11 protein-coding genes, 1 other RNA gene and 1 other annotated feature are annotated in these 15496 nt (G+C 42.0%); of the genes, 10 read left to right on the top strand and 2 right to left on the bottom strand.

What is annotated here, in order from left to right:
- Positions 1-315: 315 nt before the first annotated feature.
- The gene (locus JOC77_RS06145; RefSeq protein WP_204540278.1) at positions 316-2094 is read right to left on the bottom strand and encodes an N-acetylmuramoyl-L-alanine amidase family protein; all 1779 of its coding nucleotides are present in this window, start codon (positions 2092-2094) and stop codon (positions 316-318) included.
- A gap of 194 nt (positions 2095-2288) precedes the next feature.
- Between JOC77_RS06145 and JOC77_RS06140 the strand changes: the two genes are divergently transcribed.
- From JOC77_RS06140 to JOC77_RS06120, 5 genes are all read left to right on the top strand, one after another.
- Positions 2289-2465: a hypothetical protein gene (locus JOC77_RS06140; protein WP_204540276.1), complete on the top strand. Its 177-nt coding sequence runs from the start codon at positions 2289-2291 to the stop codon at positions 2463-2465.
- Between the two features lie 64 nt (positions 2466-2529).
- Positions 2530-2766 (top strand) — a binding site (T-box leader).
- A gap of 103 nt (positions 2767-2869) precedes the next feature.
- A complete protein-coding gene (gene hisS, locus JOC77_RS06135) occupies positions 2870-4141 on the top strand; it encodes a histidine--tRNA ligase (protein ID WP_204540273.1) in 1272 nt (423 codons plus the stop codon).
- Between the two features lie 12 nt (positions 4142-4153).
- The gene (gene aspS / locus JOC77_RS06130) at positions 4154-5929 is read left to right on the top strand and encodes an aspartate--tRNA ligase (protein ID WP_204540271.1); all 1776 of its coding nucleotides are present in this window, start codon (positions 4154-4156) and stop codon (positions 5927-5929) included.
- Positions 5930-5991: 62 nt separating this feature from the next.
- Positions 5992-6177, top strand: a non-coding RNA gene (ssrS, locus tag JOC77_RS06125) — 6S RNA.
- 527 nt (positions 6178-6704) lie between these two features.
- The gene (locus JOC77_RS06120; protein ID WP_204540268.1) at positions 6705-7481 is read left to right on the top strand and encodes a tRNA threonylcarbamoyladenosine dehydratase; all 777 of its coding nucleotides are present in this window, start codon (positions 6705-6707) and stop codon (positions 7479-7481) included.
- Positions 7482-7531: 50 nt separating this feature from the next.
- Here the strand turns inward: JOC77_RS06120 and JOC77_RS06115 are convergent, their stop codons facing one another.
- Positions 7532-8821 carry a replication-associated recombination protein A gene (locus JOC77_RS06115; protein ID WP_204540265.1) on the bottom strand — a complete coding sequence of 430 codons (1290 nt, stop codon included), beginning with the start codon at positions 8819-8821 and terminating at the stop codon, positions 7532-7534.
- Positions 8822-9413: 592 nt separating this feature from the next.
- Between JOC77_RS06115 and cymR the strand changes: the two genes are divergently transcribed.
- From cymR to recD2, 5 genes are all read left to right on the top strand, one after another.
- A complete protein-coding gene (cymR, locus tag JOC77_RS06110) occupies positions 9414-9833 on the top strand; it encodes a cysteine metabolism transcriptional regulator CymR (RefSeq protein WP_204540263.1) in 420 nt (139 codons plus the stop codon).
- Positions 9834-9872: 39 nt separating this feature from the next.
- A complete protein-coding gene (locus tag JOC77_RS06105) occupies positions 9873-11015 on the top strand; it encodes a cysteine desulfurase family protein (RefSeq protein ID WP_204540260.1) in 1143 nt (380 codons plus the stop codon).
- 25 nt (positions 11016-11040) lie between these two features.
- Positions 11041-12156 (top strand): tRNA 2-thiouridine(34) synthase MnmA, encoded by a 1116-nt coding sequence (mnmA, locus tag JOC77_RS06100; RefSeq protein ID WP_204540257.1) that lies wholly within the window; start codon positions 11041-11043, stop codon positions 12154-12156.
- A 186-nt stretch (positions 12157-12342) separates the two neighbouring features.
- Positions 12343-13014, top strand: coding sequence for a tetratricopeptide repeat protein (locus tag JOC77_RS06095; RefSeq protein WP_204540254.1), 672 nt, complete (start codon positions 12343-12345; stop codon positions 13012-13014).
- Positions 13015-13044: 30 nt separating this feature from the next.
- Positions 13045-15459, top strand: coding sequence for an SF1B family DNA helicase RecD2 (gene recD2 / locus JOC77_RS06090; protein ID WP_204540251.1), 2415 nt, complete (start codon positions 13045-13047; stop codon positions 15457-15459).
- Positions 15460-15496 lie beyond the last annotated feature (37 nt).

The following is a 15496-nucleotide window of genomic DNA, read 5'->3' as shown; positions in this document are numbered from 1 at the left end:
TTACATTAAAAATGACGGTTTCTGTTCCAAGTCTCTCAAAAATTTTCACTTCGATTAGAGTCGGCGCATAAATTTTAACTAATGGCGCATTTATTTTAAAGACAGCGCAAAAAATTCGAAAACCGGCTCATATCATTTCGAAAAATAACAGCTCAAATAAATTCATATTCGACTAACAGCGCATTATTTTTACAAACTCTATAGCGTGTTGAGTCATGGTATCTATTGCTGCAATCTTTGCAGAATTCCACCTCACTCTAAAATCTAGTACATCATCCGGCTTCCGTTCCTGCCGCATCAGCGGCCGCATTCCTATCATTCGTTAAAATAATAGGCTAAGCCGTTATATAACGCGGCTGCGGCTTCTTCCTGGTATTTGCCGCTCACTATGGTCTGCTCCTCTGCTGGGTTACTCAGGTAGCCTAATTCCAATAAAGCTGCAGAGCGTTTATTTTCCCTCAGTACATGGTAATCTCCTTGTCTTGTACCTCTATCAGTCAGTTTTACGAGCCCGCTAAGAGAATGATGCAGCTCTTTTGCAAGACTTTCCTGATAGCCGTGCAGATAATAAGTGGTTATTCCACTTGCGTTGTTTTCAGCAGAGCCATCATAGTGGATGCTGAGAAACGCATCTGCATTGTATTGATGGGAAAGCCTTACTCTGGATTCTAAAGATATGTATGTATCGGTATTTCTTGTGAGAATAGCATTTGCTCCAGCTGCTTTTAATTTGTCATATAATAATAAGGCTGTTCTGAGAGTAATGTTTTTTTCAAGGTTTCCTTGTGTTCCTGTTGTCCCGTTATCCCTGCCGCCATGGCCTGGATCAATAATAATGACTTTGTTTTTTAAATGCTTTTCTGCTCCAGGTTTTTGAATTTGGGGTCCACTGCCGTTTACAGAAACCATCCAGCCGGCTACGAATGCTGTTTTTCCTTTTCCTAATTGGAGCTGATACCAATTATTTTGAATGGATGCGGCAGTAAAAATCTCTCCCTCCTTAGCTCTTCTCATGATGGTGGAATTTGCATCCGCTTTTTCTCTTAAATTTGTTCCGTTATATAAAATTTTGATTTTGCTTCCCTTGATATCCTTTTGAGCTGGCTTCTGTTCCTTATTTGAGGTTTTCTCTAAGAACCAGCTGGCAGCCCATCCTGTTTTCCCTTCTAGAAACTCAATTTTTACCCAGCTGTTTCTTTCTTCTAAAATGGTAAAGGTTTTATTTTTTGTAACTCTTCCGGCGACTTTCCCATTCAAAGAGGGCGTTTCTCTAATATATAAGCTTTGGGCAGTAATAGTTGCAAGGGTGCCACTCTTTGATTCAGGAACCCTGCTCTTATCGGTGCTTGAGGAAGGGCTTATATTCACAAAGTCTTTATTAATCCAGCCAGTGCTTTCTTGGTATTCAATTTTTATCCAGTCGCCGTTCTCCTTTAGAAAAGGGAGGCTTGTGCCTCTAGTGACTTTCCCAATGACCCTGCCATCCATTGCAGGAGTCTCCCTGATGTTTAATCCATCTGCAGTAACCTCTGCAATTTTATGGACAGAGTCCTGCTTTTTTTCTTTTGATTTTTTGCTCTTTGGTTTCTCTTCTTTTTTTTCGGTTAAAAACTCGGCAGCTGCCCAGCCTGTAATCTCATCTGTATTAATTTTAACCCAGTTCTCATTTTTTTCGAGTATGGCAGCTTCCTTGCCTCCAGTAAGACTGCCGATTATTTGAAACTGCTTACCGGGGCCATTTCGAATTCTTAAAGTATCCGCTGACACCACGGCATGGGCTAAAGGGGTTAATTCAGAATTACTGTTCTCCTTTTGTCTTATCCTGCTGATCAGCCACCCCGCAACCCATCCCTTTTTGCCGCCCTCAAGAGTAATCTGAATCCAGTTGCTCCGTTCAGCTGTTATTTGATAGATCTCCCCATAAGAGACTTCCGTTACGATCGGAGAGGCTAAATCCGGAGCTTCCCGTACATTTATAACGTCGGTTATAACCTGTATCTGTCCCTTTTCAGCATTTGCTTTAAGTTCGGCCGGAAAAAAACTGGCCGTGATCAGCAGGATACTGATAAGACATAAAATTATGGATTTTTCCATCAACCATTCCACCTTATTAAGCTAAAAAAATATGGTTCATGCGAATAAGTAAGGAAATTCGGTAAGCACCCGTAAAAACCCTTCCTAACAGCGAAATAAATTCTTAAAATTGGACAGGATAGTAAGAGTGAATAGTGAATTGACAGGAATGTATAATCTCATTTATTTGCATAAAATAATAAGGAGGGTTTCCATTGAGATTTAGTGATAAAGGTATGATAAGTGCAAACGGAAGCAGCCAGATTTTCGGTGTAGACTTTCATAACTTCATTCAGAGAGAGGAAAGCTCCTCTATGGTTGAGCTGGCTTCAGAATTCGGCTTGAATGTGAGAGAAGTTAAACACTTAAAAAAACGTATTGAAAGATCTTGAATTTCCTTGACAATGTAAACCTCGGTACGTATTATTAGTAAATAAATGAAAATACATATTTATCGCAAAACCAATGATGGGGAAGAGTAATTAAGAACCGGATGAATAGAGAGGAAATGTCCTTAGGCTGAAAGCATTTCTACTGATGGCTTGATGAAAGAACACTCCGTAGGCTTCGCTCTGAAATGGTATCCATAGTAGGAGATGAACGTATACAGGCGTTAACTGTTAAAAGTGGAAGTATTTTTGTTATACTTCAACCAGGGTGGCACCACGGGAATTCCAAACTCTCGTCCCTTGTAATTAAGTTTACAGGGGACGGGGGTTTTTTAGTTTTTTTAGGCTTCCCTATTGGTCTTTAACCTGAAATTATAGATTTATATTGAAGAGAAAGGAATGGTTGTATGTCCATTCAGATTCCTAGAGGTACACAGGATATTCTGCCCGGCCAGTCAGAGATTTGGCAGTATATCGAAAGTAAAGCCAGAGATTTAAGCAGAAGATACCAATATTCAGAAATCCGCACCCCTTTATTCGAGCACACTGAATTGTTCTTAAGAGGAGTAGGAGATACGACGGATATCGTCCAAAAAGAAATGTATACCTTTCAGGACCGCGGAGGAAGAGACTTGACGCTTCGTCCGGAAGGCACAGCACCAGTTGTTCGGTCTTATGTAGAAAATAAAATGTTTGGGCTGCCGAATCAGCCAGTAAAATTGTTTTATTTTGCGCAAATGTTCCGTTACGAAAGACCGCAGGCAGGAAGGTACCGCCAGTTTGTACAATTCGGGGTAGAAGCGCTCGGAAGTTCCGACCCGGCTATAGATGCAGAAGTCATATCGCTTGTTATGAATCTGTATAAGGAATTAGGCCTTCGAAAAATTAAACTCGTGATAAACAGTCTGGGCGATAAAGATAGCAGAACAGCACACCGAGAGGCATTGATGGCCCACTTTTCACCAATGATTCATGAATTCTGTTCTGACTGCCAGAACCGGCTTGAGAAAAATCCGATGAGAATTCTAGATTGCAAAAAAGATCGTGAGCATGAGCTTATGAAGACAGCTCCATCTATCCTGGAATACTTAAACAATGAGTCAGCCGCCTACTTCGATAAAGTTAAACAATACTTGACCGACCTGGATATTCAATTTGTAGTAGATCCAACACTTGTTAGAGGCCTCGATTATTATAATCACACAGCATTCGAGATTATGAGTGATGCTGAAGGATTTGGCGCTATCACAACACTCTGCGGCGGCGGCAGGTATAATGGTTTAGTTGAAGAGCTGGGGGGGCCCGAAACCCCTGGAATTGGATTTGGTTTAAGCATTGAAAGGTTAATTTCGGCACTTGCAGCCGAGAACATTACATTGCCGGTAGATACACAGCTTGACTGCTATTTCGTAGCTATGGGAGATGCAGCTAAGGATTATACCGTTAAATTGACTCAGGCGCTTCGCCTTCAGGGATTCTCTGCAGACCGTGATTATCAAAACCGTAAAGTCAAAGCTCAGTTTAAAGCAGCTGACAGGCTTAACGCAAAATTCGTTGCAGTGCTTGGTGACGATGAACTTCTTGAAAATAAAATAAGTGTGAAAAACATGACAACCGGAGAACAGACTTCAGTCAGCCTTGATTCATTTGTAGAAGAATTTAGCAGACTGCAGGCTTAAGGGGGAAAAGAGATGTTTGGAAGATCCTACTTCTGTGGAGAAGTAACAGAAAAAGCAATTGGAGAAAAAGTAACACTTAAAGGCTGGGTTCAAAAAAGGCGCGATTTGGGCGGCCTGATTTTCATCGATCTTCGTGACCGTTCAGGAATTGTTCAAGTTGTATTCAATCCAGGTCATTCTAAGGAAGCATTAGATCTAGCAGAACGGATTAGAAACGAATATGTTTTAGATATTGAAGGAACTGTAGTCGCTCGGGAAGAAGGCACGATCAATCCCAACCTAAAAACAGGCAAAATTGAAGTGCAGGCTGAGCAGGTAACAATCTTGAATGAAGCGAAAACACCTCCTTTTGTATTGTCAGATACTACGGATGTTTCTGAAGATGTGCGGCTTAAATACCGCTATTTAGATCTTCGCCGCCCAGTGATGTATGAAACATTTAAAATGCGTCATCAGACCACAAAGGCAATCCGGAATTTCTTGGACGGCGAAGGGTTTTTGGATGTTGAGACACCAATTCTGACAAAAAGCACTCCTGAAGGAGCCCGTGATTATCTTGTGCCAAGCCGTGTTCATGACGGGGAATTTTATGCTCTTCCACAATCGCCCCAGCTATTTAAACAGATGCTGATGGTTTCTGGCTTTGAGCGCTACTATCAAATTGCGCGCTGTTTCCGTGACGAAGATCTTCGTGCTGACAGACAGCCGGAATTTACACAGATTGATATTGAAACAAGCTTTATGAGTCAGGAAGATATCATCGAGCTGACAGAAAAAATGATGAATAAAGTAATGAGAGAAGTAAAAGGCATCGAATTAAATCACCCGCTGCCGCGTATGACATATGAGGAAGCGATGGGATCATATGGCTCAGATAAGCCAGACACAAGGTTCGAAATGAAATTGATAAATGTTTCTGAGCTGGTGAAAGAAAGCGGCTTTAAGGTATTCTCAGGGGCTGTTGCTTCAGGTGGAGAAGTAAAGGCTATTAACGCAAAGTCGGCAGCTTCTAAATATTCCAGAAAAGACATTGATGCTCTTGGTGAGTTCGCAGCGATTTACGGAGCGAAAGGCCTGGCCTGGCTTAAAGCAGAAGAAGACGGGTTAAAAGGACCGATCGCCAAGTTCTTTGGTGAAGCAGAACAAACGCAGTTAAGAGAAGCTCTTTCTGTAGAGCCTGGGGATCTATTGCTCTTTGTTGCAGATAAAAAGAGTGTTGTGGCCGATTCACTTGGAGCGTTACGATTAAAGCTTGGCAAAGAGTTAAACCTGATCAATGAAAAACAGTTTAACTTCCTCTGGGTTACAGATTGGCCATTGCTTGAATACGACGAAGAATCCGGCCGATATTTTGCAGCTCATCATCCGTTCACAATGCCTTTCAGGGAAGACCTGGATAAGCTTGTTACGGACCCAGGCAGCGTGAAAGCACAGGCTTATGATCTTGTGTTGAATGGATATGAATTAGGCGGAGGGTCTATCCGTATATTTGAAAGAGATGTTCAAATGAAAATGTTCGAAGCTCTTGGATTCTCTCAAGAAGCAGCGAAAGAGCAATTTGGCTTTTTGTTAGAAGCATTTGAGTATGGAACTCCTCCGCACGGCGGAATTGCTCTTGGGCTTGACCGTTTAGTGATGCTTCTTGCGGGAAGAACAAACCTTAGAGATACCATTGCCTTCCCTAAAACAGCCAGTGCAAGTGACCTGTTAACAAAGGCACCGGGAGAAGTAAGCAAAGCTCAGCTGGACGAATTGCACCTTGCTTTGAAGACAGAAAAAAGCGAATAAAGACCTATTTCTCTTTTGTTGAAATGAGTGTGTAAGCTGTGTTAGAATAACATCAATAAGTAAGAGTCCTGATGTGTTCGTTTAATCCTCTATACGTTTTGACCGAACAATTATAGTTTCGGGAGCCTGAGTTTCCAAGCTGCGTACAAGCCTTTCTTTGAAGAGGACTTACTAATGCCTAGAACAGGGCACCCACCTGCTGAGAGCGGGTTCAAAACTATGGCACTGACGGCACAATTGGGGCTCTTACACCTACATAAGCCAGACAATGCCTGTGTCAAATGCGCACAGGTTTTTTTATGTTGTTTTTTGTGTAATTAAATAGATATGATATATTTTACTAGAAGAAATGATATGTTGATGTTGGCACTATGGTGATTCTTCACTGCAGGCGCGAGACTCCTGCGGGAAAAGCGGTATTGTCTAGCTGCGGACTGACACCTTCGGTCATAAGCCAATCGCCATCAAAAGGCAAATAGCGCCTTTCGCTGACGCTCGTCTTATGTCTGTCAGGTGTCTGACTTTCTATATAGTAGTTTTTTTAAACGAGTTTGTTCATCACAATTCTTTAAAAAGAAGTACCTTAAAAGTCACCGTCCTCCGCTTTTCTATTAAGGGAGACTCCGCAGACGTGTAACGTCGAGGAGGCTCCCGGACCGCCCGCGAAAAAGCGAGCATGCTTTCGCTGATATCAACAACTCAATTTGTTGGATGATAGCAAAAAAGTTTACGAAAACAGCCAAAAGAAAAGATCATGATAATTGGAGTGAGACAAATGCTTCATCAATTTTCCCGGAATGAGCTGGCAATCGGCAAAGAGGGATTGGATACATTAAAAAATACAACAGCAGCCGTGCTTGGAATCGGCGGAGTAGGTTCATTTGCTGCTGAAGCACTAGCCCGGTCTGGAGTTGGCAGATTAATTCTTGTCGACAAAGATGATGTAGATATAACGAATATTAACAGACAAAATATTGCCTTTTTATCTACTGTGGGAAAATTCAAGGCGGATTTAATGAAAGAAAGAATTAAAGACATAAACCCTGAATGTGAAGTAATCTCCTTAAAAATGTTTTATACAGAAGAAACGTATGAAGAATTCTTCAGCTATGGATTGGACTATGTAATAGATGCTTCCGATACCATTTCTTATAAAATTCATTTAATGAAAGAATGCCTGAACAGAAATATTAAAATAATCTCAAGCATGGGTGCAGCCAACAAAATGGATCCAACCCGGTTCCAAATTGCTGATATTTCCAAAACCCATACAGATCCTCTTGCAAAAGTAATTCGTACAAGATTAAAAAAAGAAGGAATTAAAAAGGGAATTCCTGTAATATTTTCTGATGAGAGTCCTATAGTCATTCGAGAAGAGGTACGGAAAGAGGTTGGGAATGATAAAGCTCCGATAAGAAAGGCACAGATGCCTCCTTCTTCCAATGCATTTGTCCCATCGGTGGCAGGATTGATTGCAGCCAGCTGGGTTATACGGGATATTGTCAGGGATATCCACATCCATAGAGTGAATGAAGAAAAATCCCGCCGGTAATATGCTGCGAAAAAAGTTGATTATATGATTTATTTAATAAAGGTTCAGGCTTAATTCCTTTTAGGAATGCTGCCTGAACCTTCTATTTTTTCATAAACGGCTGAGAGCGCCTGCTCGAATTTTCCAGTAGATTTCGGTTTGTAATATTTCTTTCCTGCAAGCTTGTCGGGAAGATATTGCTGCTTAACCCATCCATTCTCATAGTCATGAGGATAAAGATAGCCAATTCCTCTCCCCAGGTCTTTAGCTCCTTTATAGTGGGCATCCTTTAAATGATCAGGCACATCTCCATAATTCCCGCTGCGAATATCAGCAAGGGCAGAATCCAGTGCCATATAAGCTGAGTTAGATTTAGGAGATAAACATAGCTCGACAACTGCGTTTGCAAGCGGGATTCTCGCCTCGGGAAAGCCGAGCCTTTCTGCAGCTTCCACGGCTGCCAGGGTGCGAGGTCCAGCCTGAGGATTAGCCAGGCTGATATCTTCATAGGCCATAACTACAAGCCGGCGGCTGATGCTTACCAGGTCTCCCGCTTCTATCAGTCTTCCTAAATAATGCATTGCAGCATTTACATCACTGCCGCGGACTGACTTTTGGAGGGCCGATAAAACATCATAATGGGCATCTCCATCTTTATCGTGAGAGAAGCTCTTTTTTTGGATGCATTCTTCGGCTGCTGCCACATCGATGACAATGACGCCGTCTTGGTCTGGCTCAGTTGACAGAACTGCAAGCTCAAGGGCGTTTAAAGCACTGCGCACATCACCGTTTGAGGCTGAAGCGAGATGAAGATAAGCTTCTTCAAGAATGTTGGTTTTTTGGCCGCCGAGTCCCCGTTCTGGATCAGATGCCGCTCTTTTTAAAGCAAGCACGATGTCCCCTGGTTCGAGCGGCTTCAATTCAAAAATCTGGCATCTGCTTCTTATTGCCGGGTTGATCGCGTGGTATGGATTGCTTGTTGTCGCCCCAATAAGAGTGATCATCCCGTTTTCAAGAAAAGGCAGGAGAAAGTCCTGTTTAGCTTTATCCAGGCGATGGACTTCATCCAAAAGTAAAATGACTTTTCCTGACATTTTTGCTTCCTGGGCTACAATCTCCATATCCTTTTTATTGTTTGTGACCGCATTTAAACTACGGAAAGCAAACTTTGTGCTTCCGGCAATAGCACTGGCTATTGACGTTTTCCCGATACCCGGGGGGCCATATAAAATCATGGAAGCAAGCTGTTTAGCCTTGACCATTCTTCTGATAATTTTCCCTTCACCCACCAGATGGTTCTGGCCGATTATTTCATCTATATGTTTTGGGCGCATTCGAAACGCCAGAGGCTTTATATTCATTAACATCTCTCCGAAACATGTATTGTCATAAAGCTTTGTTTAATTTGTCTGTTGATTTCTGCTGCAGACACTCGCTTTTTCGCGGGCGGTCCGGGAGCCTCCTCGGCGTAATACTCCTGCGGGGTCTCCCTTAATAGAAAAGCGGAGGACGGTGACTTTTAAGGTACTTTTTTTTAGAGAATTGTGATGAATAAACTCGTTTAAAAAACTACTATATAGAAAGTCAGACGCCTGACAGACATAAGACGAGCGCAAGCGAAAGGCGCTTTTTGCCTTTTGATGGCGATTGGCTTATGACCGAAGGTGTCAGTCCGCAGCTAGACAATACCGTTTTTCCCGCAGGAGTCTCCCGCCTTCCGCAACAACATTAGTGCGGAAATTAGCCTGTCCATTAAGAAAAACCGATAATACTTAGTTGTTTTCCTTACTTTAACATACAATATGGTAAACTTAAAATGCATTGAATTCTTGAATATGCTATAATTTCAAAAGCATTTGCGAGAAGAATTCTAAACTATTTTCGCCATGATTACATGACGGATTAACTTATAGTGGGATACATATAACTTATTTTTTGATAGAGGTGTAGGATATGAAAATATCGACAAAAGGCCGTTATGGACTTACCATCATGATTGAATTGGCACGGAAGCATGGTGAGGGGCCGACGTCACTGAAGGCAATAGCACAGACACATGATTTATCCGAGCATTATCTTGAACAGCTGATTGCGCCCCTTAGAAATGCAGGTCTTGTAAAAAGCATCCGCGGAGCTTATGGCGGGTATCTGCTGGGGAGAGAGCCTGAACAAATAACATCTGGAGACATTATCCGCGTACTAGAAGGCCCGATCAGCCCGGTGGAAGGCATTGAAGATGAGGAGCCGGCTAAGAGGGAATTGTGGATAAGAATCCGCGATGCAGTAAAAAATGTATTAGATAATACTACACTACAAGACCTCGCCAGTTACAAAGATGATGGAAATACAGATTCTTACATGTTCTATATATAAGGCTTCTGCCTTTAAAACCCTGATAGGAGGGAGCTTGTTTTGGTAAAAATCTATTTGGATCATGCAGCAACATCTCCCATGCATCCTGAAGTTATAGAAAAATACACAGAAGCTATGAAGGCGCATTTCGGCAACCCTTCAAGCATCCATTCATTTGGCCGTGAAGCAAGGCACATTTTAGATGAATCAAGGGCTGCTATCGCTAGAAGTATAAATGCTTCAGAGCAGGAGATTATTTTTACGAGCGGTGGAACGGAAGCAGATAATCTGGCCATTATGGGTATTGCTCATGCCCACAGCCAAAAAGGCCGGCACATTATCAGCACGCAGATCGAGCATCATGCCGTATTGCATAGCTGCCAGAACCTTGAAAAACAGGGCTATGAAGTGACCTACCTGCCTGTTAATGAGGATGGAAGGATTGCTATAGAGGATCTTCAAAGGGAATTAAGAGAGGATACGATCCTCGTTACCATTATGTATGGAAATAACGAAGTAGGCACGATACAGCCAGTTAAAGAAATCGCTGGACTTTTACAAGACCATCAGGCTTTTTTCCATACGGATGCAGTCCAGGCATATGGAATGGAAAAGATTGATGTGAAGGATATGGGCATCGATTTATTGTCCGTTTCTGCCCATAAAATTAATGGTCCTAAAGGAATCGGTTTTTTGTATGTAAAGGATGGATTAAAAATCACTCCTTATTCCTATGGCGGGGAACAGGAGAGAAAAAGACGCGCAGGGACGGAAAACGTTCCAGGTATAGCTGCCTTCGCAGAGGCGGTCCGGATTTCTCAAGGCACTGCCGATGAAAAAAGAATCAAATACACTGCCTTTAAAAAGATCTTGAAAGAAATTCTTCATAATGAAGACGTGACATTTGCAATTAACGGGTCAGAAGAGTATGCTCTTCCACATGTATTCAATATTAGTTTTGAAGGAACCAATGTTGAAGCTATGCTGGTAAATCTTGATCTGGCAGGCATCGCGGTGTCCAGCGGTTCTGCCTGTACAGCAGGTTCCATTGACCCTTCACATGTTTTAGTCGCTATGTTTGGTAAAAATTCAGACAGGCCTGCCAATTCCATCCGTTTTAGTTTTGGATTTACTAATACAGATGAAGATATAGAAAGAGCTGCCAGAGAGACAGCTAAAATTATTAAAAGACTTACCGCTTAAGGTAAATTCATAAAGGGGTGAAACCATGAATAAATCACCTAAAGATACCCGTGTTGTCGTGGGTATGTCAGGAGGAGTAGACTCTTCTGTGGCTGCCTTATTGTTAAAGCAGCAAGGATATGATGTAGTCGGTATTTTCATGAAAAACTGGGATGATACAGACGAAAATGGCGTTTGTACCGCAACAGAAGATTATAATGATGTCATCCGGGTGTGCAACCAAATCGGCATCCCATACTATGCCGTTAATTTTGAAAAACAATATTGGGATAAAGTATTCACCTATTTCCTTGATGAATATAAAGCAGGGAGAACGCCGAACCCTGATGTAATGTGCAATAAAGAAATTAAGTTTAAAGCATTCCTGGAGCATGCGGTGAATCTAGGTGCAGATTATCTGGCGACTGGCCATTATGCGCAGGTCGAATTCCGTGATGGTGAGTATAAAATGCTTAGAGGGATCGACGAAAACAAGGATCAAACTTATTTCTTGAATCAGCTGACACAGGACCAGCTTGAAAAAGTAATGTTTCCTCTCGGCGGAATCGATAAACCAAAGGTGCGGGAAATTGCTAAGGAAGCAAATCTGGCAACTGCCGCCAAAAAAGATTCCACAGGCATTTGCTTTATTGGTGAAAGAAACTTTAAAGAATTCCTTGGAAACTATCTGCCTGCTCAGCCTGGAACGATGCAGACCCTGAGTGGAGAAATAAAAGGTAAACACGATGGCTTAATGTATTATACGATCGGACAGCGCCATGGACTTGGCATTGGCGGCAGCGGTGAACCGTGGTTCGCAGTAGGAAAAGATTTAGCTGAGAACATTCTATACGTTGAACAAGGATTTGACCATGAAAGCTTGTACTCAACCTCTATATCTGCTGTAAATGTCAGCTGGGTATCTGCTAAAGAAAGAACTCAGGAATTTAGCTGTACAGCTAAATTCAGATACCGTCAGGAAGACAATGAAGTAACTGTCCGGATCACAGGGGAGAATTCAGCAGAAGTGGTTTTTGAAAAACCAATTCGCGCTGTTACTCCAGGACAGGCAGTCGTTTTTTACAATGGCGATGAATGTTTGGGCGGAGGCACCATTGATGAGGTATATAAAGGCAGCAATAGATTAACTTATGTAGGATAACCACCAGGCAGGCCGTTTTTAAGGTCTGCCCGTTTTGTTTTTATCTCAAGCAGTCAAAGGGAGTAGACAGCTTGAGACAATGAATGCGGAGTGCTGCCTTGATAAGTCTCTCGGATTAGCGACGCAGGCAATGCTTTTATGAATTATGTTATAATTTTTGTAGAATTATTGGAGAGTGGTAAATCGATGGATAAAAACATGCTAGGCATTCAATATATGCAAGAAGGAAAATATGAAGATGCAGTAAAGCTTTTTTCTGAGGTGATTGAAGAAAGCCCGAAAGATCCTGTGGGTTATATTAACTTTGGTAACGTTTTGACAGCTGTCGGTGAAAATGAAAAAGCAATTAGTTTCTTTAACAAAGCTTTAGAAATCGATAAAAGTGCTTCAGCTGCCTATTACTCACTGGGGAATCTTTACTTTGAAAAAGATAAATTTATGGAAGCTAAAGATATGTATGAAAAGGCTGTTAAGACAGGCCTTGATAATGCAGACGCATTCTTCATGCTTGGGTTAACGCTGATGCAGCTGGATCAGCCAAAGCTGGCGATGCCTTACCTGCAAAGAAGTGTTGAATTAAATCCTGAAGATGCTGAAGCAAGATTTCAGTATGCACTTTGTTTAGCTCACGCTGAGCTATATGAAGAGGTTATTAAGGAATTGAAAACAGTGATAGAAAAAGACCCTGAGCATGGAGATGCGTACTATAATCTAGGGGTTGCCTATGCGTTGACTGATAACGTCCCTGCCGCACTTGAACAAATGAACAAGGCAGTTGAAGTCCAGCCGGACCATATGCTGGCAGCTCATGGGAGTAAACAGATGGAAGCTATTTTAGAGGAAGAAAAGAAGAAATAGGATATCCAAATCATGAAGGGAGGGAAATGTATGCTGCAGCAAGATTCTTTAGACCTTTTCACTGAAGAAGACAAGAAGTTTATGAAGGGCCGTCATTTAGTTACAATCTTTCATAATGAGCAAAATTTGTATTCAGTAGTAAGAATTCGATTAGATTCTACAAATCTGAATTATGACGAAAAAGAAGCAGTTGTAACAGGCTATTTCCCTCGAATTCATGAACATGAATCCTATATATTTTTTGGCCAGATGAAGGATCACCCTAAATTTGGGGTTCAGTTCCATGTGGAGCATTTTAGAAAAGATATCCCTCATACAAGGGACGGGGTTATTAACTATCTTTCTTCCGAGCTTTTTAAGGGAATCGGAAAAAAAACGGCAGAAAGCATTGTGGATACATTAGGAGAAAATGCAATTTCCCTGATTCTTGAAAAACCGTCCCTTTTAGACACAATCCCCAGGTTAAACCCCGAAAAAGCAAAAGATCTTTATGACAATCTAATGGAGCATCAAGGTCTAGAAAAAGTGATGATCACGCTCAATCAATTTGGTTTCGGGCCGCAGCTGTCCATGAGGATTTACCAGGTATATAAGCAGGAAACACTAACGGTCATCCAAAAAAATCCTTACCAGCTTGTTGAGGATATCGAGGGAATTGGATTTGGCCGGGCAGATGAATTAGGCTTTCAAGTTGGAATTGCCGGAAATCATGAAGACCGGATTAAAGCAGCCTGCCTTTATACGCTTGAGCAGGACTGCCTCCAGGAGGGGCATGTGTTTCTGGAAACCGAGCAGCTTCTGAAAAGTGTAAAAACACTTCTCGAAGAAAATAAGCGGGATGTGATCGATTATTCGAATATTTCCAATGAAGTGATTAAGCTTGGAGAAGAAGGCAAAATAATCATTGAAGATAACCGAGTTTACACTCCATCGTTATTTTTTTCAGAAAAAGGGCTTGCTGCGAAAATAGAAAAAATACTATTGCAGAGAGAATATGAAGATCAATTTCCAGAATCAGAATTTTTACTGGCGTTAGGCAGCCTTGAAGAAAGACTGGGCGTTGAATATGCTCCTGCACAAAAGGAAGCTATTCAAACAGCTTTGCTTTCCCCTATGCTTATTTTAACGGGAGGACCCGGCACTGGAAAAACAACTGTTATTAAGGGAATCGTTGAGTTATTTTCTGAGCTTCATGGTGTTTCGCTCGACCCTAAGGATTATAAGAAGGACGATCCATTTCCATTTGTCCTTGCTGCGCCTACAGGAAGGGCTGCCAAAAGGATGACAGAATCCACAGGGTTGCCGGCTGTAACAATACACAGGCTTCTTGGCTGGAATGGCAGCGGTGAATTTTCGCATAATGAGGATCATCCCATTGCTGGTAAAATATTGATAGTTGATGAAATGTCTATGGTGGATACATGGCTTGCTAATCAGCTATTCAAGGCATTACCGGAAAATTTCCAGGTGATTCTGGTAGGAGATGAAGATCAGCTGCCTTCTGTAGGACCGGGTCAGGTTCTTAAAGATCTTTTGCGTTCCAAAAGAATTCCGACCGTACAGCTGCAGCATATTTACAGGCAGGAAGATGGCTCCTCCATCATTGGCTTAGCCCATGAAATTAAACAGGGCAAGGTGCCTGTTGATATCCGCAAACAGCAGCCAGACCGTTCCTTTTTTCCATGCAGCACCACCCAGATAGCTGAAGTAGTGAAAAAAGTGGTGGAAAATGCCAAGAAGAAGGGCTATTCAGCAAAAGACATTCAGGTATTGGCTCCTATGTACCGGGGACCTGCTGGGATTGACAAACTAAACGTATTGATCCAGGAAATTTTCAACCCGAATTCAGATGGAAAAAAAAGAGAGCTGTCCTTCGGCGATGTAACCTACCGGGTTGGAGATAAGGTTCTTCAGCTTGTAAATCAGCCGGAAAGCAGTGTGTATAACGGGGATATTGGGCAGGTTGTATCCATTATCTATGCTAAGGAAAATACAGAAAAGCAGGATATGCTGATTGTTTCATTCGATGGGCTTGAAATTACCTATACGAAAACAGACCTTTCCCAAATAACGCTGGCATATTGCTGCTCCATCCACAAATCACAGGGAAGTGAATTTCCGATTGTCATTATGCCTGTGGTAAAAAGCTATTACAGGATGCTCAGGAGAAACTTAATCTATACCGGCATTACAAGAAGCAAAAAATTTTTGATTCTCTGCGGGGAAGAAGAGGCTCTCCGTCTTGGAGTCGAAAGAAACAATGAACTGGAACGAAAAACCACCTTGTATGAAAAAATCCAAACAGCACTATCCGGAGATCATGGAAAAGCCGATTCTCTCCCTTTAGGGGAAGATGAAAAAGGCCTGATTGCAAAGCTGATGAATTCTAATCCGATGATAGGGATGGAAAACGTTTCACCTTATGATTTCATGACCGAAGAATAATACTAGTAATGTTCATGGATTGTGTTGCTTCCTTAAG

Source organism: Peribacillus deserti, assembly GCF_016909175.1.
Classification (GTDB): Bacteria; Bacillota; Bacilli; order Bacillales; family DSM-1321; genus Paraperibacillus; species Paraperibacillus deserti.
This window is presented reverse-complemented; position numbering and strand designations above follow the sequence as displayed.